The 25,637-nt window shown below is 44.9% G+C and carries 22 protein-coding genes; 18 read left to right on the forward strand and 4 right to left on the reverse strand.

What is annotated here, in order from left to right; translation table 11 throughout:
• The first annotated feature begins 214 nt into the window (after positions 1 to 214).
• From ACZ47N_RS07535 to ACZ47N_RS07545, 3 genes are all read left to right on the forward strand, one after another.
• Positions 215 to 1,222, forward strand: coding sequence for a 3D domain-containing protein (locus tag ACZ47N_RS07535; protein WP_464885949.1), 1,008 nt, complete (start codon positions 215 to 217; stop codon positions 1,220 to 1,222).
• Between the two features lie 57 nt (positions 1,223 to 1,279).
• A complete protein-coding gene (rsmA, locus tag ACZ47N_RS07540; protein WP_464885950.1) occupies positions 1,280 to 2,164 on the forward strand; it encodes a 16S rRNA (adenine(1518)-N(6)/adenine(1519)-N(6))-dimethyltransferase RsmA in 885 nt (294 codons plus the stop codon).
• Between the two features lie 75 nt (positions 2,165 to 2,239).
• Positions 2,240 to 3,352, forward strand: coding sequence for a M20/M25/M40 family metallo-hydrolase (locus ACZ47N_RS07545; RefSeq protein WP_464885951.1), 1,113 nt, complete (start codon positions 2,240 to 2,242; stop codon positions 3,350 to 3,352).
• 58 nt (positions 3,353 to 3,410) lie between these two features.
• On the opposite strand, the gene ACZ47N_RS07550 is transcribed toward ACZ47N_RS07545, so the two are convergent.
• From ACZ47N_RS07550 to ACZ47N_RS07560, 3 genes are all read right to left on the reverse strand, one after another.
• The gene (locus ACZ47N_RS07550; protein ID WP_464888421.1) at positions 3,411 to 4,142 is read right to left on the reverse strand and encodes an ABC transporter ATP-binding protein; all 732 of its coding nucleotides are present in this window, start codon (positions 4,140 to 4,142) and stop codon (positions 3,411 to 3,413) included.
• Positions 4,143 to 4,297: 155 nt separating this feature from the next.
• On the reverse strand, positions 4,298 to 5,515 hold the full coding sequence (locus tag ACZ47N_RS07555) for an ABC transporter permease (RefSeq protein ID WP_464885952.1): 1,218 nt from the start codon (positions 5,513 to 5,515) through the stop codon (positions 4,298 to 4,300).
• A gap of 30 nt (positions 5,516 to 5,545) precedes the next feature.
• The gene (locus tag ACZ47N_RS07560; protein ID WP_464885953.1) at positions 5,546 to 6,766 is read right to left on the reverse strand and encodes an HlyD family secretion protein; all 1,221 of its coding nucleotides are present in this window, start codon (positions 6,764 to 6,766) and stop codon (positions 5,546 to 5,548) included.
• Between the two features lie 238 nt (positions 6,767 to 7,004).
• Between ACZ47N_RS07560 and ACZ47N_RS07565 the strand changes: the two genes are divergently transcribed.
• Complete coding sequence (locus tag ACZ47N_RS07565) at positions 7,005 to 8,081, forward strand: LCP family protein (protein ID WP_464885954.1); 1,077 nt, start codon at positions 7,005 to 7,007, stop codon at positions 8,079 to 8,081.
• 78 nt (positions 8,082 to 8,159) lie between these two features.
• Here the strand turns inward: ACZ47N_RS07565 and murC are convergent, their stop codons facing one another.
• A complete protein-coding gene (gene murC, locus ACZ47N_RS07570) occupies positions 8,160 to 9,575 on the reverse strand; it encodes a UDP-N-acetylmuramate--L-alanine ligase (RefSeq protein ID WP_464885955.1) in 1,416 nt (471 codons plus the stop codon).
• A gap of 221 nt (positions 9,576 to 9,796) precedes the next feature.
• Between murC and purR the strand changes: the two genes are divergently transcribed.
• From purR to ACZ47N_RS07640, 14 genes are all read left to right on the forward strand, one after another.
• Positions 9,797 to 10,624 (forward strand): pur operon repressor, encoded by an 828-nt coding sequence (gene purR, locus ACZ47N_RS07575; protein ID WP_464885956.1) that lies wholly within the window; start codon positions 9,797 to 9,799, stop codon positions 10,622 to 10,624.
• A 157-nt stretch (positions 10,625 to 10,781) separates the two neighbouring features.
• Positions 10,782 to 11,111, forward strand: a complete 330-nt coding sequence (gene spoVG, locus ACZ47N_RS07580) for a septation regulator SpoVG (RefSeq protein WP_464885957.1) — start codon at positions 10,782 to 10,784, stop codon at positions 11,109 to 11,111.
• A gap of 191 nt (positions 11,112 to 11,302) precedes the next feature.
• A complete protein-coding gene (gene glmU / locus ACZ47N_RS07585; RefSeq protein WP_464885958.1) occupies positions 11,303 to 12,664 on the forward strand; it encodes a bifunctional UDP-N-acetylglucosamine diphosphorylase/glucosamine-1-phosphate N-acetyltransferase GlmU in 1,362 nt (453 codons plus the stop codon).
• 4 nt (positions 12,665 to 12,668) lie between these two features.
• Positions 12,669 to 13,616 carry a ribose-phosphate diphosphokinase gene (locus tag ACZ47N_RS07590; protein ID WP_464885959.1) on the forward strand — a complete coding sequence of 316 codons (948 nt, stop codon included), beginning with the start codon at positions 12,669 to 12,671 and terminating at the stop codon, positions 13,614 to 13,616.
• Between the two features lie 22 nt (positions 13,617 to 13,638).
• Positions 13,639 to 14,214 carry an aminoacyl-tRNA hydrolase gene (gene pth / locus ACZ47N_RS07595; RefSeq protein WP_464885960.1) on the forward strand — a complete coding sequence of 192 codons (576 nt, stop codon included), beginning with the start codon at positions 13,639 to 13,641 and terminating at the stop codon, positions 14,212 to 14,214.
• A gap of 44 nt (positions 14,215 to 14,258) precedes the next feature.
• The gene (gene mfd, locus ACZ47N_RS07600; RefSeq protein ID WP_464885961.1) at positions 14,259 to 17,774 is read left to right on the forward strand and encodes a transcription-repair coupling factor; all 3,516 of its coding nucleotides are present in this window, start codon (positions 14,259 to 14,261) and stop codon (positions 17,772 to 17,774) included.
• A gap of 117 nt (positions 17,775 to 17,891) precedes the next feature.
• On the forward strand, positions 17,892 to 18,845 hold the full coding sequence (locus tag ACZ47N_RS07605; protein WP_464885962.1) for a peptidylprolyl isomerase: 954 nt from the start codon (positions 17,892 to 17,894) through the stop codon (positions 18,843 to 18,845).
• 44 nt (positions 18,846 to 18,889) lie between these two features.
• Positions 18,890 to 20,497 (forward strand): putative polysaccharide biosynthesis protein, encoded by a 1,608-nt coding sequence (locus ACZ47N_RS07610; protein ID WP_464885963.1) that lies wholly within the window; start codon positions 18,890 to 18,892, stop codon positions 20,495 to 20,497.
• 93 nt (positions 20,498 to 20,590) lie between these two features.
• Complete coding sequence (locus tag ACZ47N_RS07615) at positions 20,591 to 21,676, forward strand: MazG family protein (RefSeq protein WP_464885964.1); 1,086 nt, start codon at positions 20,591 to 20,593, stop codon at positions 21,674 to 21,676.
• Between the two features lie 77 nt (positions 21,677 to 21,753).
• Positions 21,754 to 22,032 (forward strand): HU family DNA-binding protein, encoded by a 279-nt coding sequence (locus tag ACZ47N_RS07620; RefSeq protein WP_464885965.1) that lies wholly within the window; start codon positions 21,754 to 21,756, stop codon positions 22,030 to 22,032.
• 118 nt (positions 22,033 to 22,150) lie between these two features.
• Positions 22,151 to 22,414, forward strand: coding sequence for an RNA-binding S4 domain-containing protein (locus tag ACZ47N_RS07625; RefSeq protein ID WP_464885966.1), 264 nt, complete (start codon positions 22,151 to 22,153; stop codon positions 22,412 to 22,414).
• Positions 22,415 to 22,528: 114 nt separating this feature from the next.
• Positions 22,529 to 22,831 carry an FtsB family cell division protein gene (locus ACZ47N_RS07630; RefSeq protein ID WP_464885967.1) on the forward strand — a complete coding sequence of 101 codons (303 nt, stop codon included), beginning with the start codon at positions 22,529 to 22,531 and terminating at the stop codon, positions 22,829 to 22,831.
• Positions 22,832 to 22,912: 81 nt separating this feature from the next.
• On the forward strand, positions 22,913 to 23,326 hold the full coding sequence (locus tag ACZ47N_RS07635; protein WP_464885968.1) for a S1 RNA-binding domain-containing protein: 414 nt from the start codon (positions 22,913 to 22,915) through the stop codon (positions 23,324 to 23,326).
• Positions 23,327 to 23,577: 251 nt separating this feature from the next.
• The gene (locus ACZ47N_RS07640; protein WP_464885969.1) at positions 23,578 to 25,620 is read left to right on the forward strand and encodes a methyl-accepting chemotaxis protein; all 2,043 of its coding nucleotides are present in this window, start codon (positions 23,578 to 23,580) and stop codon (positions 25,618 to 25,620) included.
• The last annotated feature ends 17 nt before the right edge of the window (positions 25,621 to 25,637 follow it).

Consider the following 25,637-nt stretch of genomic DNA (forward strand, 5'->3'; position numbering starts at 1 on the left):
TTTTGAAATATAATTGTCATATAAGAGGTAAGCCTTGGAAAAACAAGGCCATAGAGGGGAGAATCGGATGGTTTACGTCGATTTACTTGACATAATCTGAGGGCTATACTAGAATGAAGGACGCTTTAAAGAAAGCGTCTTTTTTATTTGGAAAAAAGAAAAAAACAAGATAGACTGAGATCCAACGGGTCTCAAAGAGAAAGAGGAGGAAATTATGAAAGGATTAAAATGGATGCTAGTGCCACTTTTTATTGCAATGATGGTGACCACGGCTTTTATGCATCCAGATACAAGAGAAATAACCATTGAAGTCGGAGAAGAGAAGCTGGTGGTAGAAACCAGCCAAAGAACCGTAAAAAAAGCATTGGAAGCAGCCAATATTCATTTCCAGGAAAAAGCTCAAGTGAAACCGGATTTGGAACAAGTCATTGAATCTGGAATGGTGATTACCGTGGAAGAAGTGATACCCGTTTCTCTGGAAGTAGATGGTGAAACCCATCGGATCTACACGGCGAAGCCCCATGTTCAGGGAGTATTGGACCAAATGGAAATTGAACTGAAGGAATACGATAAGATACACCCGGCACCGATGAGCAGGACCAAGGCCAAGATGGAAATTCATGTGACTCGAGTCGAAAAAGTGCCAGACAATCAAGTGGAAGCCATTGCCTACCAAAGCATTACTCGCTACAGCGACGCTTTGGAGCCTGGAGAAACCAGACAAGTCCAGGAAGGAGTAGTGGGACGGCAAGTAGTACACACGATGAAGATCTATCATGATGGAGAATCCATGGGTAGCCAGGTAGAAAGTCGCCATGTCTTGCAGAGCCCCGTAGATGAAATCATAGAAAAAGGCAAAGAAAAACTACTGGTCACCAAGGACGGCGAATTAATTCGATATAAAGAAGTGATTACCATGGAAGCAACGGCCTACGATGCTGGATACCAAAGCACAGGGAAAAACCCAGGTCATCCCCAGTATGGCATCACCAGAAGTGGAACCCGAGTTCGGCCTGGCGTGGTGGCCGTAGATCCCCAGGTAGTACCCTTGGGAACCAAGTTGTATGTAAAGTCTGGTAACGGTGGTAGCGACTATGGAATCTCCCATGCAGAAGACACAGGCGGTGCCATTAAAGGAAACAGAATAGACCTTTATTATGAGAGTCGATCCGAAGCCTTGCGTTTTGGAAGACAACCCGTTAAAGTATATATATTGGAATAAGAGAGAAAAGTAGAAAGTAGAAAGTGGAAAGTAGAAAGCAGAAAGTGGGAGACAACCATGACATCAATGGATAAAATTCGAAAACTAAGAGAAGGCGGAAACTTTCACTTTACCAAAAGTCTGGGGCAGAATTTCTTGATAGACGATAATATCCTAGACAAGCTGGTGGAGGCGGCTGGTATTTCCCAGGAAGATGCGGTCATCGAAATAGGTCCTGGTGCTGGCATCGTTACGGAAAAACTCTTACAAGCCGCTGGTCCGGTGCTGGCCGTGGAAATCGACAAAGCCCTCATTCCTTTTTTGAAGGATACGCTGGGAGGATACCCTAATTTCACCTTGTGGCATCAAGATATCCTTAAAGCCCCCTTAATGGATTGGATTCAGGAACATTCCCCAAAAAAACCAGTGAAAATACTGGGGAATCTGCCCTATTACGTCACCACCCCCATCATTATGAAACTATTGGAGGATGGACTCCCCATGGATACCATGGTTTTTATGGTGCAAAAAGAAGTAGCCCTTCGGATGGCGGCTTCACCAGGCACCAAAGAATATGGGGCGCTTTCCGTGGCTGTTCAGGTATATTGTCAGGTTGAAAAAGCCTTTGATGTGTCGGCGAACGTCTTTATTCCCAAACCCAAGGTAGATTCAGCCGTGGTGCGGTTGAAGAAACACCAAAGCCCTCCGGCAGAGATCCAAGACTATAGACTATTCTTTACCTTAGTCAAGGCAGCCTTTGGACAAAGACGAAAAACCTTATCCAATGCCCTTTCTGTCCTTCGGCCAAAAGAAGACAAGGCTAGGATTATTCAGGTTCTAAAAAGCCTGGACATTGACCCTATCCGCCGGGGAGAGACTCTGAATATTCAGGAATTTGCCAATTTGACACACTTGTGGAAAAAAACCTTTTCTAATGATACAATGAACATGGACAATAAGTAGGAATTTTCCAAAGGCTTATGAAGCCCAAGGAGTAGATGGATCCGTGAAGAGACACGAGGAAAGGGTGAAGGGAAGATGATCAACAACGAAAGACTTACGAACCTGTTAAAAGAATTGGTAGAAATCGACAGCCCATCTCAGCAAGAAGGCGCCGTTGCCCAGGTAATTCGAGAAAAGTTGGAAGCCCTAGGATTTGAGGTCAAAGAAGACGATGCTGGAAAAAAATTGGATGGTCAAGTAGGGAACTTGGTGGCAACCCTCAAGGGAAGCACCAAGGGCACCCCCATTGGATTTAGTGCCCATATGGATACGGTTCAGCCAGGCCAAGGAATTCAGGCCATCGTAGAAGACGGCATCATGAAAAGTGCTGGTGAAACCATTCTAGGCAGTGACGATAAAGCTGGAATTGCAGCCTTCCTAGAAGCAGCCCAGGTCATCAAAGAAAACCATATCCCCCATGGGGATATTCAAGCTATTTTCACCATTTGGGAAGAAGGCGGACTAAATGGATCTCGCAACCTAGATTACAGCCTTGTCAAAGCCCAACATGTTTTTGTGATGGATAGCGGTGGCCCTATTGGGAGCATTATAAACCAAGGACCAGCTCAGGATCGAATTGCCGCTACCTTTAAAGGGAAAGCCGCCCATGCCGGTGCAGAACCAGAAGCAGGCATTAGTGCCATTCAAATTGCCGCCCGAGCCATTGATCATATGAAGTTACTCCGTGTAGACGAAGAAACCACCGCCAATATTGGGAATATCAGCGGAGGCGGAGCCACAAACATTGTTCCAGATACCGTCACCATTCATGGAGAAGCTAGGAGTCTGAAAGACCACAAGTTAGAAGCCCAAACCCAAAGCATGGTAGAAGCTATGGAAAAAGCCGCCGAGGATTTTGGTGGCCAAGTAGAAATGGATATTCAGCGATTGTATACCGCTTTTAAATTAGAAGAAACCGATCCTATGATTACCAGTTTGAAAGAAGTATTTACATCCATGGGGCTGGAGCCAGTCATCATGCCTTCAGGAGGCGGAAGCGATACCAATCATTTTAATGCTAATGGTCTGAAAGCTGTGAATTTAAGCGTTGGAATGAATAAAGTCCATACCGTAGATGAATATATTAAAATCGAAGACCTGGCCAATGGGGCTCGTATGGTTATGGAAATCATCAAAAAATATGCCTAAAAGCAATTGAAAAAGGGACGGTCTCACCGTCCCTTTTGTGTTGTCCAGGGTCCATGCCCTAGGATTTATAGCGGCAGTAATTTGGAGCTACCTCTTGCCATATTTCCTCCTCACTACGTTCTCCGGTGCAATAATCCCTCAGAACTTCCCCGTCTTTCATTTCAACAATGCGATCCGACTTGGCAGCTAAATGATCATTATGAGTGACTAGGATAAAAGCGGTATTAAGACGAAGATTTATTTCTCGCATTAATTGGTAAACCTGTTCCGTAGTCTCGCTATCTAAATTTCCTGTAGGTTCATCTGCCAGAATCATGGCTGGCTCGTTAATCAAAGAACGTGCAATGGCTACCCGTTGCTGTTGGCCACCAGAAAGATCCGTTGCTTTGTTGTGCATTCGATCTTCTAGGCCCACTAGCTCCAAGAGTTCTTTTGCCCGACTTTCCTTGCCACGGTTAGCACTGTGGCTTTTGATCCAAGTAGGAATCAATACATTTTCCAAGGCAGAAAACTCCGGCAGCAAATGATGAAATTGAAAAATAAAGCCAATATGGCGATTTCGAAAGCCTGCCAGTTCATCCTCTGTCATAGCCGTAACTTCGGTTTGACGAAACCAAACAGAACCCGCTGTTGGTCGATCTAAGGCACCAAGAATGTTTAACAAGGTGGTTTTTCCAGACCCAGAATAACCAATAATAGAAGCAAACTCTCCAGCTTCAAAGGTCAGATCAATGCCTTTGAGAGCTTTTGTTGGGATAAGGGTGCCGTACACCTTTGTGATGCCTTTCATTTCTAACAATATCCTCACTCCCTAAACTGTTATTTCCCACTGCCTTCCAACTGCCTTCTCAACTGCCTTCCAACTGCCTTCCAACTGCCATCCCCGCTGCCCTTCCCACTGCCCTTCCCACTGCCCTTCCAACTGCCTTCTCAACTGCCTTCCCACTAGCCCCTAATCACATCAATAGGATTTAGGCTTGCAGATTTTCTGGCCGGAATCAGGGCAGATACAATACTGGCAGTGGTAGCAATGGCCACAATAAAGGCGGAAGAAACCGGGTCAAACTCCAAAGCGAATAAAGCCCTTCCAGTAGCCTGTTCCGTTCCCCATAGGAAAAACTGAGTTAACAAGAAGCCGAATAAAACCCCCAGCAAAGAGCCGAGCAACCCCATCAATCCACCTTGAATCAAAAAAATTCGGCTGGCGCTGCCACGGGAAGCACCCATGGCTTTCAGAATCCCAATTTGTTTTGATTTTTGAACCACAGATACGGCTAAGACACTGGCAATGCCTAAGGTAATGGCTAAAAGCACAAACACCTGAATCGTAATGGAAGAGCCACTCTGGCTCTGAAGTGCCGATAATAAATCGGCGTTTTGATCTTTCCAGTTATCAAGGTCAACCCCGTAAAACTGACCTGCCAACCGTTGGGAAAGAACATCCGCAGCAAAAACATCCCGTATCTGTGTTTCCAAAAGAGTAATATCATCCCCAAGCCCTAGAAGCCGCTGAGCCCTGCTTAAATCTAAAAAAACCCAGGTTTCATTAATAGACTGGCTTCCCAATTCAAAAATACCAGAGATGGTAAAGACCTGACGATGATCCCCTGGAAGTTGAAACGTTACATTATCCCCTAACTGAAGCTGATATTCTTCGGCTAAGTCCTTGCCAAGTAAAATCTGATTTCCTTCCAACCGCAACTCTCCCTGTAGGAGGCCTTCTTCTAGCTGATAGATCTTGTCTGCCCGATGGGGGATGACCCCTCGGAAGACAACAGGAGCAGCTATACCACTACGAAGCAAAAACCCATTTCCTTGGACCAAGGGAGATACCGCCGTCATTTCTGGTTCCTTGTCTAGAATTTTCATAAGCGGCCGCCAGTTTTTTAAGGTATCTTCCTGTTGGCGGAAGTTTCCTTCTAAAGTAAAAAGATGATCTGCGTCTTGGGTTTGGGTTTCTGGTGAAAAGTCAGTGTCGCCCTTAAAAGTGATATGTGGGCTAGAGCCTACGGTATTATTAATTAAATCCGATTGGAGACCACTGATCAACGTGCCCAGAAAAACCTGTACCGCTACCCCAACGGCAATTCCCAGCAAAATAAAAGCAGTTTGGCCCCGACCATCTTTTAAAAAACGATAGGCAACGGTCCATTCAAAGCCCATGGTTTTCCCTCCTTCCAGTGATGCAAACCATTATGGATGAAGGACAATATCCCCATGTTGTAATCCTTCAAGCACAAGCATTTTTTCTAAGCCTACATACTCAGTCTTGGGGAGTGTAGTTAATTCCATGCCATCCTCACCTTGCAGGTACACCTTAGCAGGGTCTCGGCTTTGGAGAAAGGCCACAGGCAAAAGCAAGGCGTTTTCAACTTCACGCACTATAATTTCGGCCTGAATCGTAAGATCCTGAATAAGAAAATCTTCTTTTTCTTCTAAGGCCAGTTGAACCATAACGGTTCCCGTATCTGTATTGACTTGAGGAGAAATTTTTTCTACGGTGGCGGCTACGGCTCGAGAAGGAAATGCCTCTGGCCATAGGGTAGCTGGTTGGCCTACTTCAAATAGACCAATATTTCGTTCGTCAATTTCCACCTCGGCCACCAAAGACCCTTCTAGTCCAATGGTCATCAACGTAGCACCGCTTTCAGCCAACTCCCCTACTTCCCCTTGTCGCTCCAGGACTCTGCCAGAAACAGGGCTTACAAGTTGATAGTTTAATAACTCTTCTTGTAGGGTTTCTACCTGTACCTGGGACAGAGCAAGGAGAGCCTCAGATTCTTGTGCATCACTGCCACCAGGGGAAAAAAGGCGGATCTCCCTTTGAGCCGAAGCAATGCCAAGGTCCAACAGATCCAACTGGGTCATGGATTCTTTCAGCAGTGCCATTTCACTCTCGGTTTCTTCCAGTGGCTCCAAGGCAAAAGCACCTTGCTCATACAAAATTCTCTCTCGGTCCAGGCGGCGTTGCAGGGTTTCTTTTTCCAGCTCAAGGGATTGGCCTAAACTTTCTCGTTCCAGCATCAGCTTAGAAAGAGATTCTTGGGCTTCTGGCAGCCATCGTTGGGATACCTTTTGATGCTGTGCTTGGGCAACGGCTAAATCAGCCTCTCGCTGCCGTAATTCTCGTTGAAGCCCACTGCGATCCAATTGAATCAGCCCTTGGCCAGCTTGGATATAATCACCTTCCTCCACGGTAATCTCTAGGATACGAGCCGTCACCTCAGACTGAATGGGAATAGGAGACCCTGTTATTTTTCCTGTGGCCGTCACCACCTGTCGAAAAAACTCAGGCTGCATCTCTATTTTCTGGACTTCAGCAGGACTTCTAGTAACAAAGATCAATCCAGTCAAGCCAATTAAAAAGAGGAGGCTTAAAAGAATGCCGGTTTTTTTAGGACTAACGTTACCCAATGTCATCACCCCTTTATCAAAACAAAGATACTGGTGAATTACCCAAACGTAGACGGTTCAAACTCTTGTTAAAGAGATCTCCAAGGTTTTTATGGATTTTTATGGTGCTTTCTGATATAATCAGCAGAAACTAGCTATTCAAACAGCAAAGAAATAGTCCTAGGGGAAAAGGAATGTCCCCTCTTTTTTCATGGAGAGGCCAATTCCTATACGGAAACCAAGATAGGAAGTGAATTTTTTGAAAAAATTGTTTACTCGAGTGTTTTTAGTGGCTTTTTTATGCTTTACAGTGCTCTTTACCGGGGTATTTGCTGCTTTCAATACCTTTATGCAGGAAGCACATCCCAATGCAGATGTGCCGGTAGTTCGTGACGTAGAGGATGAAGAATTTGACCATGAGAAGCCTCAAGAGATGGAACGAGATCAGCTTCGTCGCCTTGTGAACAAGAGCAATCGTGTTAATGCGGTGCTATTGGGCATGGATGGTGGCAGAAGCGATACCATGATGTTTATCTCCTTTGATCCAGATGAAAAACAAATGGATATTATTTCTATTCCACGGGATACCTACTATCCAAGAAAAGGCTACAATGCAGTGGGGCAGAAAAAAATTAATGCCGCTTATCATGCCCATGGAGCCGATGGAATCAAAAGCATTGTCAGCGACGTGCTGTACGATGTTCCAGTACATTATTATGTGACCGTTACCTATCAAGGTGCAGCTTCGGTAGTAGATGCCATTGGAGGCGTACCAATGCATATTTCCCAGCGAATGTATTATAGAGATCCCTACGATAAACCGCCATTGGTCATTGATTTTGCTCCTGGCAACCACGTCCTAAAAGGAGAGGATGCCGTAAAATTCCTGCGATATCGCCAAGCGGCACCAGGATCTGGAGCCATGGACCGCAACGGAGATTTAGGACGGGTGGAAGCCCAGCAAGAGTTTATGAAAAGTGCCATGAAACAAGCCATGAGCCTTGGGAATCTTCCTACCTTAGCCAGCTCTGCCTTTCGGTTTGTGCGAACAGATGTGGAATTACAGGATTTAGTTCGGTATGCGAACCAAGCAAGAAATATGAACCCAGAAGCCATGAACACCTTTACCTTGCCAGGCGAAGCCCGAATGCAGGGAGGACTATCTTACTTTTTTCATAATGCACTGGAAACAAGGCAGTTATTGATTCATATGTATTCCAACGGAGAAATATCCGCAGATCCAGAAGAAGCTAGAATCCAAGAAAATGAAGCCAATGGCATAAGGGAAGAAGCGGAAGAAGCGGAAGAAGCGGAAGAAGTGGAAGAAAATAGTTAAAATAGAAGGGTGAAAACCTAAAAACCGCCAAATAGCTCCCCTAAGGGATCACCACGTGGCGGTTTTCTTGTTGTATCCTTATGGATTCTTTTTTTTCAATTGCTGTTCCAACAGCGGAACCAGTTCATTCACAGGTCCAGCCCCCATGGTCAGGATCATATCCCCGGCGGAAGCCCAAGCCGCTGCTTCTCGGGCAGCGTCTTCGGAAGTCGCCGCGTAGATAGCCTTTCCACCTCGGTTCAGAATCTCTTGGGTCACATCCTTGCTATGAATTAATCCCCGGTCTGGTTCTCGAGCGGCATAAATATCCGTAAGGATCACACCGTCGGCAAGGGCTAAGGCATCGGCAAATTCATTGAGTAAGGCCAAGGTGCGGGTATAAGTGTGGGGTTGAAAAATGCAATAAACCTTTCCCTTGGGATAAACAGCACTGCCAGCTGTTTGCAAGGTGGCTAGAATCTCAGCTGGATGATGGGCATAGTCGTCCACCACCGTCACATTCCTCCAGTTGCCTAAAGACTCGAAACGCCGGTGCAATCCGTGGAAATTAGGAAGAATCTTTTTCAAGGTATCCCTAGATACACCTAGGTCCAAGGCAACTGCCATAGAAGCCAAGGCATTGTAGACATGATGTTTTCCTGGGATCCCCAGGGTAAACAAACCTAAATGCTCTTCTCGGAAATCCACCGTGAAAGAATAGCACCCCTTCCTATCCACTTGTAAATGAGAGGCTTTTAAATCACACTCATCCCCGAGGCCAAATCGAAGAATGGGGCAGTCCGCAATTCTTGCCAAATGCTGGCTGTTCAGGTCGTCTCCGTTCATGACCAAAAGGCCGTCTGCTGGCAGTTTTTCAACAAACTCTCCAAAAACAGCCTGAATGGCCGACAGATTTTCGAAATAGTCCAAGTGATCCAAATCGATATTCAGAACAATACCAATGCGAGGCGGAAAACGAAGAAAACTACCATGGTACTCACAGGCTTCAGTCACCAGATAAGGCCCCTGACTTACCTTGACATTGCCACGGATTTCATTGAGATACCCACCGACTAAAACCGTAGGATCCAGGCCAGCCCATTCCAAGAGACAGGAAAGGAGGGCCGTGGTAGTGGTTTTGCCATGACTACCAGCCACAGCTACGGATTGAGGATATAGTTTCATGATTTTACCAAGGAGTTCTGCTCGGTCCATTTCTGGTATCTTTTGGAGAGCTGCGGCTTGACGCTCTGGGTTATCCTTAGGGATGGCAGCAGAATACACCAACCAATCAACTTGTTCACTGATATGAGAAGTTTCGTGACCAAGGTAGATAATCGCTCCGGCTTCTTTTAATCTGTTGGTGATGTCATTTTCGCTTCGATCTGAACCAGAAATTTTTATTCCTTGATCCAGCAAAATATGGGCCAAGCCACTCATGCCAATGCCGCCAATACCAACCATGTGAATGTGTTGAATATTTTGTAGATTCAGTCGATTTTTTTCTTGATTCATAGGAGAACTCCTTTCTTTGTGATTGAGACAAGAGATGAAGGGTATATAAAAAATCAACCCTAGGCTCATCCCATTATACATGAGGAATGCTAAGGGGGAAAGGGTAGTTCCACAGAGAAAAAAGCATCAGTATCAGAAATTTTCCTTGAAACCTTCTACCAAAAGGAATAGAATGTTATAGAATATAAAAAATATTCGGTTTTAGAAAGGATAGAAGCGGAATGGAGACACCGAAGTTTCGTCGCAACCAACGAATAGCTGCGATGATAAGCCAAATGAGCAATTATCCTGGACGACTTTTTAGCCTGACAGCCTTTACTCAGCAATTGGATACATTAAAATCTGTATTGAGTGAAGATTTGGCCATTGCAAAAAAAACCGTAGAACAATTAGGCATAGGAGAGATTCAATCTACAGCCGGTGTCAAAGGTGGCATTCGATTTGTACCTAGGCTTTCAGGAGTTGGTCAAATTGAATTTTTGGATAAAATGACACAGGAATTGTGCCAGACCCAGCGAATTTTACCCGGGGACTACCTTTATTATTCGGATTTGATCAGTAATCCGGCCTTTGTTCAACCCATGGCAGAAATACTTGTGGAAGTCATGGAACTGAAAAATCCGGACTATGTGGTTACGGCAGAAACCAAAGGCATTCCCTTGGCCTTTTCCGTTGCAAGGCTTCTGAATAAACCCTTGGTGGTGGTTCGAAGAGACAGCCTGATGACAGAAGGATCCACCGTTAGTGTCAACTACGCCTCGGGAAGTGGTGGAGGGATGCAGCGAATGGTATTGCCAAGGAGGGCTATTAAAGCTGGTTCGAAAGTAGTGATGATCGATGATTTTATGCGTGGTGGCGGCACCGCCAAAGGAATGAAAAACTTGATGAAGGAATTTGACGCAGAAGTTACGGATATTGGCGTGATGATGGCCTCAAAGGAACCCATAGAAAAAAAAGGCGGCAGTTATCATTCTCTGCTGATTTTGGAAAAAGCAGATGAAGAGTTGGGGAGAGTAGATTTGTATCCTAATCCCCTATGGAAGTCCTAAAGAAAGACCAGACACCTATATTTTAGGAGGAAACCGCCATAGGCGGCAATCCTTTTAAGATAGCCGTTCTCTGAAAGAGGTGCAACAATCCTTCCAGAAGGAGCATCGGCAAACTTGTCAACAGTAAGAAAGACATCGGGAAGGTGGTGAAGGACAGATGCAAGTGACGGATGTAAGGATTCGCAAAGTGGCTGCGGAAGGAAAGATGAAAGCCATCGTTTCTGTAACCTTCGACGACGAATTCGTGGTACACGACATTAAGATCATCGAAGGACAAAGCGGGCTTTTCATTGCTATGCCAAGTCGAAAGATGGGAGAAGGTGATTTTAGAGACATCGCCCACCCTATCAATTCAGAAACAAGAAACAAAATTCAGGATGCCATTTTTGTTCGCTACGAGCAAATGAACGAAGAGGAAGAAGCGCGTAATCCAGTGGAAGAAGTGGAGTCCAAGGATGAGGAAGAATCTTCAGAAGAAATGCTATAGAGAAGACTTCTCAATAATGATTGATTTAGATTCGAAAAAGAAAATGGCCCCTCAAGAGCAGATTCTTGCTTTTGTCGGGTCTTTTTTTTGACAAAAGCCATAGAGCCCATTATAATGAGGAAGAAGCCGAGGGCCTACCCCTCGGCAACAAGTGTTTTCGGTCCACCACAATCTAAAAGAGGTGAACATCTATGAAAAAACAGGCCGTCATTTTAGCCGCAGGCGAAGGAACTCGAATGAAATCTGTCCTTCCCAAAGTCCTTCACCAAGCTGCAGGAATTCCACTGATCAACCATGTGACCAATCACGCCAGCCAAGTAGGCGTTGAAGAGTTGTTGGTGGTGGTGGGACATGGAGCCGAAGCCGTATCCAAAGCCCTGCCGGAAACAGCCAAAACGGTTTTACAAGCAGAGCAGAAAGGGACAGGCCATGCAGTGATGTGTGCCATGGATCAACTAGATCCAGAAGCCTTAGTCTTGGTTTTAAGTGGAGACGCTCCCTTAATCAGCCCAGAGACCCTTAGGAAGTTTATCCAAGCCCACGAAAAAGGAAAGTACGCCGCAACCGTATTGTCTGCCAGACTAGAAGATCCAACCGGCTATGGACGTATTCTTCGTCATGAAGAAACCTGTGATTTAATGGGCATTGTTGAAGAAAAAGATGCTACTCCTTGGCAAAAGAGCCTTCAGGAAATCAACTCCGGCACCTACTGTTTCCACGGAAAAGCATTAATGGAAGTCTTGCCCAAGCTAAGCCAAGATAATGTTCAACACGAATATTACCTGACAGACACACTTTCATTGCTGAAACACGCAGATTTAGACGTTGGGGTCTTCTGTATCGAGGATTCAGATGAAATGATGGCCGTCAACACGAGAGTACAACTGGCGCAGGTAGAAGCTATTTTTCGAAAACGGATTAACCATGGTCATATGATGCAAGGAGTCACCCTGCGAAATCCAGAGAACACCTATATCGATCATGATGTAGTGATTGGAAAAGACACGGTCATCGAAGCTGGAGTGACCATTCAATCCGGCACAGTGATCGGAGAAAACTGCCATATTGGTCAGCATAGCACCCTTAGCCAAAGCGTTATAGAAGCTGGTGTTACCGTAACCAATTCCACCATTATGAGTAGTCGAGTAGGCGAAGAGAGCACCGTTGGCCCCTATGCCTACCTGCGACCAGGCACCTGCATTGGCAAACGGGTGCGAATTGGAGATTTTGTGGAAGTGAAAAACGCTACCATCGGAGACGATTCCCGAGCAGCCCATTTGGCTTACATAGGCGATGGCAAGATCGGAAAGAATGTTAATATTGGATGTGGCGTGGTTTTTGTGAATTACGATGGCAAAGAAAAACACCAAACCCTTATCGGGGACCATGCTTTTATTGGGAGCAACGCCAATTTGGTAGCCCCCGTGACCATAGGAGATCATGCTTTTGTGGCGGCGGGTTCTACCATTACAGAAGACGTCCCAGCAGAAGCCCTGGCTATTGCCAGAAGTCGTCAAAACAATAAAGAGGAATGGAATAAGGAGGAGCATTAAAAAAATGAATACCAGTGGCAATGAAGTCAAGATTTTTACGGGGAATTCCAATCCAACCCTGGCGGCAGAAATCGCTCGAGAAATGGAAGTTCCATTGGGACGTGCCCTAGTCAGCACCTTTAGTGATGGAGAAATAGCCGTTAATATCAACGAAACCGTTCGTGGTTCCGATGTGTTTGTGGTCCAGTCTACCTGTCCACCAGTCAATGAAGCATTGATGGAAGTGTTGATTATGATCGATGCCATGAAACGAGCCAGCGCCGGACGAATTACGGCTGTGCTGCCCTACTATGGCTATGCCCGCCAAGATCGGAAAGCCAAGGCGAGGGATCCTATTACCGCAAAGCTGGTGGCAGATTTATTGACAACTGCTGGTGCAGATCGATTGTTATCCATGGATTTGCACGCTCCTCAGATTCAAGGGTATTTTAATATTCCAGTGGATCATTTGCTGGGAGTGCCTATTCTAGTAAAATATTTTCTGGAAAAAGAAATTGAAAACCCAGTGATTGTGTCGCCAGACATGGGCAGCGTCTCTCGGGCCCGGAATTTTGCCCATTATCTGGAAGCACCCATTGCCATTATTGATAAACGACGTCCCAAAGAAAATGTGGCGGAAGTAATGAATATTATTGGAGATATTCATGGAAAAACAGCGATCTTAGTAGATGATATGATCGATACCGCCGGCACCATTACCAAAGCCGCCGATGCCTTAATGAACTTTGGGGCAACGGAAGTATATGCCTGCTGTACCCATCCGGTTTTTTCAGGTTCAGCCATTGAGCGTATTAAAAATTCAAGTATCAAAGAATTGATTGCTTGTAATACCATTCCGTTACCAGAAAGCAAACGCATCGATAAAATCAAAAGCGTTTCCGTGGCACCTGTATTTGCAGAAGCCATCAACCGAATTTATAAAAACAAATCCGTCAGCACCCTTTTTGACTAAAGAAAGGAAGACATATACCCCGATGATCCTACTGGCTGGCTTGGGAAATCCTGGTGGAAAATACGATGCCACCCGGCATAATATTGGCTTTCACGTCATGGATACCTTAGCCGCAAACCATCATATAGAAATCAATCAAAAAAAATTCAATTCCCTTTACGGAGAGCTTAGAATAGGCAGCGAAAAAGTGATGCTTATTAAACCTCAGACCTACATGAACCGCAGTGGAGACAGCATTGGATCCTGGATGCGGTACTTTGACCTGCCAGAAGAAAAGCTTCTGGTGGTCTATGATGACATGGATTTTGCTCCTGGAGAAATAAAACTACGAGCCCAAGGCAGTGCCGGCACCCATAATGGGATGAAGTCTATTATTCAGCACCTAGGAAGCAGTCATTTTCCAAGACTCCGCATGGGCATTGGAAAACCCTTATGGCAAAATACGGCCCAGTATGTACTGGGTCGTTTTACCCCGGAGGAAATCCCCGTCATTCAAAAGGCGGTAAAAGAAGGGGCAGAAGCCTTGGAAACCTACGTAAAAGAAGGCATTCAAATTGCCATGAATCGGCATAATACCAAGAAGGAATCCAAGGTATAACTTTTAACTTATGAATCTATCACCTGCTTTTAAAGGAGCTTCGTATGAACGGAAAAACCACACTGCTTCCATTGAAAGAATCCAGAGAGTTTCAGCAAGTGACACAAGCCATGGAGCGACAGGAAAAAACCATTGGCCTATATGGCCTTCTAGAGGGACAGAAAGCCCACCTAACGGCGGGTATTTTTGTTGACCATCCAAAACAGATGCTCATTGTTACAGAAACAGAAACCCAGGCCAAAGAATTGACAGAAGACCTTCGGTTTTTTTCTCCTACAGAACCAATGCATTTTTCTGGAAGAGAATGGGCACTTCATGAATCCGCCACCATAGGTGGATTTCAAGCAGAAGACCGATTAAAAACCATGGAAATTCTGAGTCAACACAAACCAGTCATGGTGGCTGCTTCCGTAGAATCCTTACTAATCAAATTACCACCACCAGAATTATTTCTAAAGCTTACAATCAACTTGGCCCTAGGACAGGCCTTGGATCTAAAAGAATTGGTGCAAACCCTCTATGACATGGGATATCAACGAAGAGATCAAGTAGAAGAGAAAGGCGAATATAGCCTGCGAGGAGATATTATTGATGTCTTTCCGCCAACACAAGAAAAGCCTCTCCGCATCGAACTTTTTGATGAAGAAGTGGACTCCCTTCGTCTTTTTGACCCAGGGACCCAGCAATCCATTCAAAAGATTCGCAGTGCCAGCCTATACCCAGCCACAGAATGGTTAGCACAAAGCCATCATCAGCAGCGGCTGAAAGAGTATATAAAAGAAGAAATGGAGAAAGAATCCAGAAAAAAAACCAGTCATCCTCAGAGGATCCAAATGATGGCACAAACCTTAGAAAGATTAGAACATGCATGGCGAGGAAAAGAAATTGAAGGCTTCCAGTCCGTGGTATATGGCCGTAGCTATTCCCTGTTGGATTATTTTTTGCCCGGATCTCTTCTTTTTTTAGAGGAACCTCAGCGGCTTAAAACCGCAGCAGAAAACACAGGGAATCATTGGAAAGAGCGGATTTCTGCCCTGTTGGAAGAAGGAGAGATTCTTCCACAGCGTAGTCAGTGCCTGTTAGAAGCCAAAGAACTAAAAGCCGCCATCCAACAGCATAGGGTTTTTACCATGGACCTTCTGCCCCGCAGTGAATCCGACTTTCCGCCAGAAACCATGATTAATTTTACCACCAGAGGAATTCCTTCTTTTCAGGGAAAAATGAGTTACTTGCTGGAAGAACTTCGGACCCTTCTGAAAAAAGACAATCGAGTCATTTTACTGACCCCCAGTAAAGAAAAAGCCCTTAAACTTCTAGAGACCCTTCGAGAAGCCCATATCCCCGTCCACTATCTGGTGCAAGATCTAACCTCGGTAGAAGAAATGCCTAGGGGAACCGTCTATCTTATTCAGGGGCGAATTCATAAAGGATTTGAATACGTCAACGCCGGATTGCATATGATGTCGGATCTGGAAATTTTTGGTGCCTATAAAAAGAAAAAACCCCGTCGGTCCCAACAGGAAGGCAGATCCATGCAGTCTTTTGTAGAACTAAAACCAGGAAGCTACGTGGTGCATGAGAATCATGGGATCGGCCAGTACCAAGGCATCGAAAGCCTTACCGTAGATGGGATTACGAAGGATTATCTGAAGATTGGCTATGCTGGTGCCGACCATCTGTATGTTCCGACGGATCAAATGGATTTAATTCAAAAATACATAGGCAGCGAAGACCGGCCGCCTAAAATGAATCGGATGGGCGGCAGCGAATGGACTCGGACCAAAACAAAGATCAAAAAAGCCATTGAAGACATGGCCGACGAATTATTAGAACTCTATGCCAAACGAAAAAGACAAAAGGGCTATGCCTTTGGAAAAGATACAGAGATGCAAGAGCAATTTGAATACCTATTCCCCTACGAAGAAACCCCGGATCAACTAAGGGCGATTAAAGAAGTAAAAGAAGACATGGAGCAAGAACGTCCCATGGACCGATTGCTCTGCGGAGATGTGGGCTATGGAAAAACCGAAGTAGCCCTAAGGGCAGTCTTTAAAGCGGTTGCCGACAGCAAACAGGCAGCCCTATTGGTGCCTACTACGATTTTGGCTCAACAGCATTTCAATACGTTTAAAGAACGGTTTAGTCCTTTTCCCATACGAGTTGAAATGCTGAGCCGTTTTCGGACCGCCACACAGCAACGGAAACTCATGAAAGATCTAAAGGCCGGTCTGGTAGACGTGGTCATTGGTACCCATCGGCTGATATCCCAAGACGTGGAATTCAAAGATTTGGGATTATTGGTGGTAGATGAAGAACAACGCTTTGGCGTTAAACACAAAGAACGCCTGAAAAAAATGAAAGCCAATGTGGATGTATTAACGCTTTCAGCAACCCCAATACCACGCACCTTGCATATGGCCATGGTAGGTATTCGAGATATGAGTACCATCGAAGACCCGCCAGAAGAACGGTTTCCGGTACAAACCTATGTAGTGCCCTATAACCCCTCCTTAGTAGCCGATGCCATTGAGCGAGAAATCAGCCGGGGTGGCCAAGTATATTATGTGTATAATCGAGTAGATGGAATTTATTCCGTTGCCAATGGGCTAGCCCAACGATTCCCACATCTACGCATAGGCGTTGGACACGGACAGATGAACGAGAATGAATTAGAGAAAATGATGCTGGACTACTATGAAGGCAGTTACGATGTATTGGTATGTACCACCATCATTGAAAATGGATTGGATATTCCCAATGTGAATACCATCATGATACAAAATGCAGATCAGCTAGGGCTTTCTCAGCTATACCAGCTACGAGGACGTGTAGGCCGATCCAACCGCCAAGGATTTGCTTATTTGATGGTAGAAAAAGGGAAAATCCTTACAGAAGTTGCAGAAAAACGATTAAAAGCCATCAAAGAATTTACAGAATTTGGCGCTGGCTTTAAAATTGCCATGCGAGATTTGGAAATCCGAGGAGCAGGCAATCTTCTGGGAGGAGAGCAGCATGGTCATATGGCGGCCATTGGCTATGATTTGTATGTAAAACTCTTGGAAGAGACCATTCAGAAAACCCAGGGAGAAACCGTGGAAAAAGAACCAGAAGTATCCATTGAACTCAGCGTAGATGCATATTTACCTAAAAACTACATTCAGAATCCTGGACATAAGGTGGAAATCTACAAAAAAATCGCTGCGATTCGTCATAAAGAAGACTGGATCGAGACAGAAACAGAAATAGAAGACCGTTTTGGCGACTTACCAGCCATCGTTAGAAATCTGCTACTGATTTCCTATATTAAAGCCATGGCCATGAAAGCCAATCTGGAGAATATCATTCAGCGAGAAAATCGAGTACGGATGCAATTAGCCGAAGGAAGGCCTATTCAACCTGAAAGTGTTGCCCGAGTGATGCATAAATACGGCCATAGATTAGACTTTAACGCAGGTACTCAGCCCCATTTCCTCTACCGACCCAAAAGCTTGGAGCAAGGAAACCTGCTACAGGAAATCAAAGACCTGATGGAAACCTATATCGATACCCCTAAGCACTAAGACAACAGACACAGACATCTACCACCAACTCCTAACCAGACAGAGGAATGACTTGAAAAAAATAGAAACTCAGATATAATGAAAAACAGAAACCCTAAGGGTGAAAGGAAGATAAAAATGAAAATGAGAAATAAAACCATAGCGATTGTAGTCGTATTACTGGTAGCACTAACAGCCATGGCTGGCTGCGGAAATGGAAATAGCATACCCGAGGATGCTGTGGCCACAGTGAACGGGCAACCCCTTGAGACCCAAGACTACGAAAAAACCTTAGCCTTAATGAAAATGAACTATGAAACCGAAATGGGAGCAGACTTATTCGAAGAAGAAGAAGAAAACGACGAAGCCATGACCCTGCTGGATACCATTAAAGAACAAGTATTGGAACGAATGATCTTTACAGAAATCATCCTGCAAGAAGCCCAAGCAAAAGACTTAAGCATTGACGAAGAAGAACTGGATGAAACCATGGAAATGTTCTGGCAATTTATGGAAGAAGAGGAAGACATGGTGGCTTTTCTGGAAGAAAACCAAATAGACAAGGACTTTTTTCGAAAAGAAATGTCTCGAGAATTAATGATGATCGAATATCAGCAACATTACCTGGAGAATCAAGAAGTGAGTGAGGAAGAAGCATTGGAATTCTACGAAGCCAATCAGGATATGTTTAGCAGCGACCAGGTAGAGGCAAGCCATATATTGGTAGAGACCGAAGAAGAAGCACAAGACATAAAAGCACAACTGGAGGAAGGCGCTGATTTTGCACAATTGGCTCAAAGCTTCTCTATGTGTCCATCCGCTGCGGAAGGTGGTAATTTAGGGATGTTCCCGAGGGGAAGCATGGTACCACCCTTTGAGGAAGCTGCTTTTAGCATGGAAGAAGGAGAGATAAGCGATCCGGTAGAAACGGATTTTGGTTGGCACATCATCTATGTTACCCAGCGAATTCGTGAAGAACAAGATTTTGAAGCTACAAAAGAGACCATCAAGCAGCAAATCCGACAGGGAGCCCTCCAAGATCATATTGAAGAATTGCGAGAAACAGCAGAAATCAATAAAAGAGAACTTTAATCAAACAAACCGCCTTCGGCGGTTTGTTTCAACGGAGGCCAATCATGACAAAAGAAAAAAAAGAAACCTATCTGAAGGGAGCCATGTTTCTTGGTGCTGCCGGGATCTTAGTAAAAATTATGGGGGCTCTTTTTCGCATTCCCCTAGGCCGTGCCATTGGTTCCGAAGGGATGGGCTACTATCAGGTAGGCTATACGGTGTATAATTTTATGCTGGCCTTTACCTACGCTGGATTTCCAACGGCTATCTCCAAGCTTGTTTCAGCAAAAAAAGCCCGTGGTCACCATGCCGCCGCCCACGATATCTTCCTGACGGCCCTTAAAATGTTAGCCGTCCTTGGGGTGGTAGGATCTCTACTGTTAGGCTTAGGAGCAGGATACCTAGCCAACAACGTATTTGAAAGTCCCTTGGCCTATCACTCAGTATTGGCCTTGGCGCCTACGGTTCTGTTTATATCCATCTTAGCCGCTTTTCGAGGGTATTTTCAAGGAATGAAAGACATGAAACCTACGGCTCTGTCTCAGGTGGTAGAACAGTTTGGCCGTGTGGTCATAGGCTTAAGTTTGGCCTTTATCATGCTTAGCCTCCATGGCCAGCCTCTGGCAGCAGCTGGTGGCGTCTTTGGTGCCGGAGCTGGTGGATTAGCCGCCATGGGGATGATGATTTTTTTATACCGGAAAAGGAAAAGAGCCAATCAAATACAAATGACAGATACCTTAGGGATTCCCCGGGAACCAATTTCTGTGATGATGAAAGATATCTTTAGCATTGCCATGCCCATTGCCATTGGAGCCGCTGTGATGCCCTTGATCAATATGCTGGATACGCTGATTGTGCTTCGTAGACTCCAGGAAAGTGGATTCACCTACGCACAAGCCAATAGTTTATATGGTCAATTGCAAGGAATGGCAGCAACACTGGTAAATCTTCCCCAGGTCCTAACCATTGCCTTAGCCATGAGCATTGTGCCAGCCATATCCGACGCCGCCGCAAGGCAGGATTGGGATTCTGTGCAGGCAGATACAGCTTCGGTTTTTCGAGTATCCCTGATGATGGGCTTGCCTGCTGCCACAGGATTAGTTGTATTGGCACATCCAATTATGCAGCTTATCTATCCAGAAGAACCAGCCTCCTTAGGACAAATTATGTTTATTATGGGATTTGCGGTCTTCTTTTTAACCCAATTACAAACTTTAACAGGGATTCTCCAAGGCTTGGGAAAACCACATATTCCAGTACGGAACCTGATGATCGGAGCTGGACTTAAGCTGGTGTTAACCTATACACTCACGGCGACGGTCCTCCACGTCAGAGGAGCCGCTATTGGAACCGTAGTAGCCTATATCACAGCCTTTACCTTGAACTTGTTGGCGGTCAAAAAATTAACAGGCGTCACCTTTGACCGGCGAAGGGTATTTTTCAAACCACTGCTGTCTGTAGCCGTCATGGCACTATGTGCCTGGGGAGGACATCGGATATTGCGACCGATTCTTGGCAGCAACGTGGCCGTATTAATAGCCATTAGTATGGGTGCAGCTGTCTATGGGTTGATGCTGTTGAAAACCGATGCCCTAGAAATGAGAGACTTTGATTTGCTTCCCAAAGGAGATAAAATTGCTGAGGTGTTGAAACGACTGAAATTGCTTAAATAAAGGTGGAAAGTTTGAAAGGAAAAGAAAAAACTGTTGGTACAGGCGTTCCAACATTCTACGTGCCAACATTCCAACTTAAAAGAGGTGTTAATCATGCCAACCCTAACCATTGCAGGCCTAGGTCCTGGCCACATGGATCAGTTACCCCTAGGAACCTATAAACAGATGAAATCCCATCCCCACATCCTCCTACGAACCTGTCACCACCCTATGGTAGAGGACTTGAAAGCAGAAGGCATTGCCTTTAATAGCTTTGATCACCTCTACGAAGAAAAGGACAGCTTTGAAGCCGTATACCAAGGGATTGTAGAAGAAGTCCTTAGGAGAGCCAAAGAAACAGATATCCTTTACGCCGTACCAGGCCATCCCAACGTAGCCGAGGAAACCGTCCGCCTCCTTCGCAAAAGAGTAGAAAAGCAGGCTTCTATTGACCTTCAGGTCTTGCCAGCCATGAGCTTTTTGGATGTCATCTTTCCCTTAATAGACAACGACCCAGTGGATGGATTCCAATTACTAGATGGACTTCAGTTGGAAAAAACACCACCGGATACCAATATGGATGTCATCATTACCCAGGTATACGATACCATGGTAGCCTCTGAGGTGAAATTAAGGCTGATGAAGTACTATGATGACGAACAGTTGATAGTAGTTGTTCAAAGGGCAGGGATGTTGGAAAAACAAGAAGTCCATAGAATTCCCCTCTATCAATTAGATCACCTAAAAGACCTGGATGAACTCACAAGTATTTATATTGCAAGGGTTGACAGGTTTTCAAAAATACATTATAATATGAACCATCTTCTGGACATATTGGAAAAACTACGTGGAAGCCAAGGTTGTCCTTGGGATCGACAGCAAACTCATGAGAGTTTAAAACCCTATTTGGTCGAAGAAAGCCAAGAAGTATTGGATGCCATTACAAATGGTGAGGATCAAGAAATCTGCGAAGAAATGGGAGACCTGTTGTTGCAAGTGGTATTCCATAGCCAGATTGCCAAAGAACGAGGAGCCTTTACCATGGAAGATGTGGTCCATGGAATTGCCCAAAAAATTGTTCGTCGTCATCCCCATGTATTTGGAACCCAAAAAGCCAAAACCATTGAAGATGTCAAGGAAATTTGGGAAACCCAAAAGGCCATGGAGAAAGAACAACGCACCTCTGAACAAGGCAACTAAAAGTTTTGTTCTAAAATATAGAGGCAATATTAATTTATTTGGATTATGTAGCATATACTTATGAAGGAGGGGATTTTGTGAACAAGGCGGAATTAGTAGCAAAGATGGCGGATCTCAGTGGTCTGACAAAAAAGGATGCAGAGGCTTCACTAAATGCATTTATGGAAACCGTAGAAGAAACACTGGTAGAAGGCGGAAAAGTTCAGTTGGTAGGCTTTGGAACCTTTGATGTTCGTGAAAGAAAGCCAAGAAAAGGAAGAAATCCAAGAGATCCTGAGCAAGTAATCGACATTCCAGCATCTAAAGCACCAGTATTCAAAGCAGGGAAAACCCTGAAAGAAAAAATCAACGGATAAGCCTTCGTTTAAAAGCAAGGATAGAGGCAACCCGAAAATGGTACGTAAGCAAATAAAATCAGGCCTTGGCCTGATTTTATTTTTAGGATCTAAATGAGAGATCTAAAAAGGAGAAAACATGAGACTAGACAAGTTTTTAAAAAACGCACGTATTATCAAACGCCGCACCGTAGCCAAAGAAGCCTGCGATAAAGGCTTGGTAAAAGTCAATGGAAGAGACGCTAAAGCTGGGACAGAAATCCAGCCAGAAGATCAGCTCACCATTACCATAAGTCAACCACCTCTTCATATAGAAGTATTGCGAACACTGGAGCATGTGAAAAAAGAAGAGGCAGAGACCCTGTATAAAGTGATCCCCACTTCCTCCGAGGAGGAAAAATAACACAAATTTTTAGAAAAAAACGCTTCGCCCTTGCAAATACCGCAAAAAAGGGGTATACTGTACTTGACCTAGCTGTGGAAACATATTTTAAGGCTTTGTAGAGGAGGTGCTCCTATGGCAACCAAGAAGAAGCGGTCCTCCCTAAGTAAAAAATTGTTTTGGCTGATTTTACTCTTGCTGATCCTTAACCCAATAAGAACCTGGTATATCCAAGAACAGGAGCGAAAAGAGCTGAATGCTCAACATGCATTGGTGCAGCAACAGGTGGAAACCCTGGAGCAAGAAATTGAGGGGCTTCGTCATACCTTAGAGAATATAACCGATGATGAGCATATTGAAGCCATGGCTCGAAAAAATCTTCGGATGGTTCATGAAGACGAATGGGTGCTAATAGACATACAAAAGCAAGGCAACTAAGAGGAAACACCTACCTTCACAGGTAGTTAAATGGATATAGTGAGTTTATTACATAATTTTACAAGGAGGAGTAACAAGTCTATGCCGGTAGAGGTTGGAAAAATTATTGAAGGTACAGTGGCTGGGATAACAAATTTTGGAGTGTTTGTGGATTTAGGCGAAGGAAAAACAGGCTTGGTTCACATTTCAGAAGTAGCCGATGAATACGTCAAAAATATTCGAGATTTCATTACAGACAAGCAAAAAGTTAAGGTGAAGGTTTTATCCGTGGGCAACGATGGGAAAATAAGCTTGTCTATTCGACAAGCCCAAGAAAAAAAGAAATCCACAGCCCCTACGGAGTTGGAATGGGCGTCGCCTACGAGGAGCAGTCAACCAGAAAGTTTGGATGATAAACTAAGTAAGTTTATGAAAGACAGCGAGGAAAAGATGCAAGGCAATAAAAATCGTGTCAAACCAACACGACGAAACAATGGGTTTGGCAGCAACAACTAAGCAGTAGGACTGGGGAGCAAAGACTTCCCGCCTAAGGATCCATCATAAACAAGCACAAAGCCTGGCTAGGAGAGTAGAGAGCCAGGCTTTGTGCTTGTTTAAGAGATGGCGGAAAAAGCAGATTATTCCAATAAGTCTGTATCCTGTTGACAACAGAATCCCCTAAGGATAAAATTAGGGCGCTAGCTTTGCTTTTTGATAAACCATAGGAACAAAGAGATAAAAAACCAAAGAAGAAGAGGAGGAATGACATGAAAAAACCCACTAGGAAAAAAGCAAGTAGATCCATAGGAAGGCAATTGACCATACTGCCGTTAGTCATTGTACTGATTGCAATTACCGTTATTGGCCTGGTGTCCGCCCTGGGCACTCGGAACAGCATGCTAGACCAAATGCGTCAAGATGGGTTGGAAGTGGCGGCACAGGCTGCCAGACAAATGGAATTGGCCACCATATCCATCGAGACCATTGGGGAGACCATCCAACAGGATGTTCGACAGGCCTCAAATATCGTCATGCTTGAGGAGGATAACATCGATAATGCCATGTTAACGGAAATTGCAGAGGCCCTTGGAATTGACGAACTCAATTATTATGACGAAAATGCCCTAATCCTCTATTCCAACGATCCGGCCAATTTAGGTTGGCAGGCACCATCAGATCATCCGGCTATGGCCTTTGCCATGGGAAGTCAGGATGAATTAATGGAAGAAATACGAGAAAGTGCCGTGACGGATGATTTCTATCAGTATGGCTATGTGAGAACCGCACAAGGGGGATTTGTACAAGCTGGGGTATTGGCCAACAGTATCAATGAAATGACCGAAGAATTTGGCCATCAGAACTTGGTAGACCGATTAGGCCAGGAAGAGAATATTATCTTTGCCTTGTTTGTAGATCCCAACTTAACCGCAGTAGCCCATTCTCATCAAGAACGCATAGGGATCCAAATGACCGACGAAGGCAGCCAAGTGGGAGCCGTAGAAGGACAGCCTTTCACCTCCGAATACTTCTTTGATACAGAAGAGGTGAATGTCTACGATGTCATCTACCCTGTTTTTGTGGATGGACAGCATCTAGGTGCTATTAATATTGGCTTCAGCATGGAACGGGTGAATGCAGCTATCCGTCAAAACACCATTACCGTGGCCACGGCGGGACTCATTGCTTTCTTCCTATTGGGCATTATTCTCTGGAGCATCGCCCAACGGATTATGAAATCCATTAACATGACCAAAGAGCAATTGGGCATTATTGGAAGCGGAGATTTTACGGCAGAAACCCATCCTAAATTGCTTGGGATGAAAGATGAATTTGGTGAAATGGCCCATGCCATCGAAGGTATGCGTCAATCCATTAAAGACATGATCAGCAATATTGCGGAGCATTCTCAGCAAGTGGCTTCTTCTTCTCAGGAGCTAAGCGCTACCAGCCAACAGTCCAATTCAGCGGCAGAGGAAGTTGGCAGAACCGTAGAAGAAATTGCGAATGGTGCCAGCAACCAGGCCAGCAGTACCCAACAAGGGGTGGCCAATATCACGGAGATAGGCAACCTTATTGAAGAAGACTTGAATCATGTGAAAAATTTAAACCAGGCAACGGTCCAAGTCCGACAGTTGAAGGATGAAGGCGTCACCACCATGGAAGAGCTGGTGAAACACGCAAATACCAGTAAAGAAGCATCCAAGGAAATTAGCCAAATCATCTTAAACACCAATGCCAGCGCCGAAAAAATCGAAGAAGCCAGCGGTATGATACGGAATATTGCAGAACAAACCAATCTTCTGGCCTTAAATGCAGCCATTGAAGCTGCACGTGCCGGTGAGCAGGGACGAGGATTTGCTGTGGTGGCAGAAGAAATCCGAAAACTGGCAGAGCAGTCCAGTGAATTTACAGAAGAAATCGCTTCGGTGATCAGTGACCTCATCGAGAAAACCGGCAGTGCCGTTAAAACCATGGAAGTCATGGATCGAACCGTTGAATCTCAGAGTACCAGCCTAGAAGCAACAACCCATAAGTTTGATGGCATTGCCAAGGCCATCGAAAGCATGAGAGAGGTTATCGACAGCATTAATCATTCGGCCAATGAAATGGGCGATAAAAAGAACGAGATTATTGAAGTGATGGAAAGCCTGTCGGCTATTTCAGAAGAAAATGCCGCTGGAACCCAAGAAGCTTCCGCCTCTGTGGAAGAGCAAATTGCCTCTGTGGCAGAAATATCCAATGCCAGCGAAGCCTTAGCTCGACTAGCAGAAGAAATGCAACTTAGCATCAGCAACTTTAAAATTTCATAACAGGAAACATCACCATT

It is taken from the genome of Tindallia texcoconensis, from assembly GCF_055383815.1.

Excerpts from the sequence above, each read along its gene's own strand:
- ACZ47N_RS07535 (WP_464885949.1), top strand. The coding sequence starts at position 215 with ATGAAAGGATTAAAATGGATGCTAGTGCCACTTTTTATTGCAATGATG.
- rsmA (WP_464885950.1), top strand. The coding sequence starts at position 1,280 with ATGACATCAATGGATAAAATTCGAAAACTAAGAGAAGGCGGAAACTTT.
- ACZ47N_RS07545 (WP_464885951.1), top strand. The coding sequence starts at position 2,240 with ATGATCAACAACGAAAGACTTACGAACCTGTTAAAAGAATTGGTAGAA.
- ACZ47N_RS07550 (WP_464888421.1), bottom strand. The coding sequence starts at position 4,142 with ATGAAAGGCATCACAAAGGTGTACGGCACCCTTATCCCAACAAAAGCT.
- ACZ47N_RS07555 (WP_464885952.1), bottom strand. The coding sequence starts at position 5,515 with ATGGGCTTTGAATGGACCGTTGCCTATCGTTTTTTAAAAGATGGTCGG.
- murC (WP_464885955.1), bottom strand. The coding sequence starts at position 9,575 with ATGAATCAAGAAAAAAATCGACTGAATCTACAAAATATTCAACACATT.
- purR (WP_464885956.1), top strand. The coding sequence starts at position 9,797 with ATGGAGACACCGAAGTTTCGTCGCAACCAACGAATAGCTGCGATGATA.
- spoVG (WP_464885957.1), top strand. The coding sequence starts at position 10,782 with ATGCAAGTGACGGATGTAAGGATTCGCAAAGTGGCTGCGGAAGGAAAG.
- glmU (WP_464885958.1), top strand. The coding sequence starts at position 11,303 with ATGAAAAAACAGGCCGTCATTTTAGCCGCAGGCGAAGGAACTCGAATG.
- ACZ47N_RS07590 (WP_464885959.1), top strand. The coding sequence starts at position 12,669 with ATGAATACCAGTGGCAATGAAGTCAAGATTTTTACGGGGAATTCCAAT.
- pth (WP_464885960.1), top strand. The coding sequence starts at position 13,639 with ATGATCCTACTGGCTGGCTTGGGAAATCCTGGTGGAAAATACGATGCC.
- mfd (WP_464885961.1), top strand. The coding sequence starts at position 14,259 with ATGAACGGAAAAACCACACTGCTTCCATTGAAAGAATCCAGAGAGTTT.
- ACZ47N_RS07605 (WP_464885962.1), top strand. The coding sequence starts at position 17,892 with ATGAAAATGAGAAATAAAACCATAGCGATTGTAGTCGTATTACTGGTA.
- ACZ47N_RS07610 (WP_464885963.1), top strand. The coding sequence starts at position 18,890 with ATGACAAAAGAAAAAAAAGAAACCTATCTGAAGGGAGCCATGTTTCTT.
- ACZ47N_RS07615 (WP_464885964.1), top strand. The coding sequence starts at position 20,591 with ATGCCAACCCTAACCATTGCAGGCCTAGGTCCTGGCCACATGGATCAG.
- ACZ47N_RS07625 (WP_464885966.1), top strand. The coding sequence starts at position 22,151 with ATGAGACTAGACAAGTTTTTAAAAAACGCACGTATTATCAAACGCCGC.
- ACZ47N_RS07630 (WP_464885967.1), top strand. The coding sequence starts at position 22,529 with ATGGCAACCAAGAAGAAGCGGTCCTCCCTAAGTAAAAAATTGTTTTGG.
- ACZ47N_RS07635 (WP_464885968.1), top strand. The coding sequence starts at position 22,913 with ATGCCGGTAGAGGTTGGAAAAATTATTGAAGGTACAGTGGCTGGGATA.
- ACZ47N_RS07640 (WP_464885969.1), top strand. The coding sequence starts at position 23,578 with ATGAAAAAACCCACTAGGAAAAAAGCAAGTAGATCCATAGGAAGGCAA.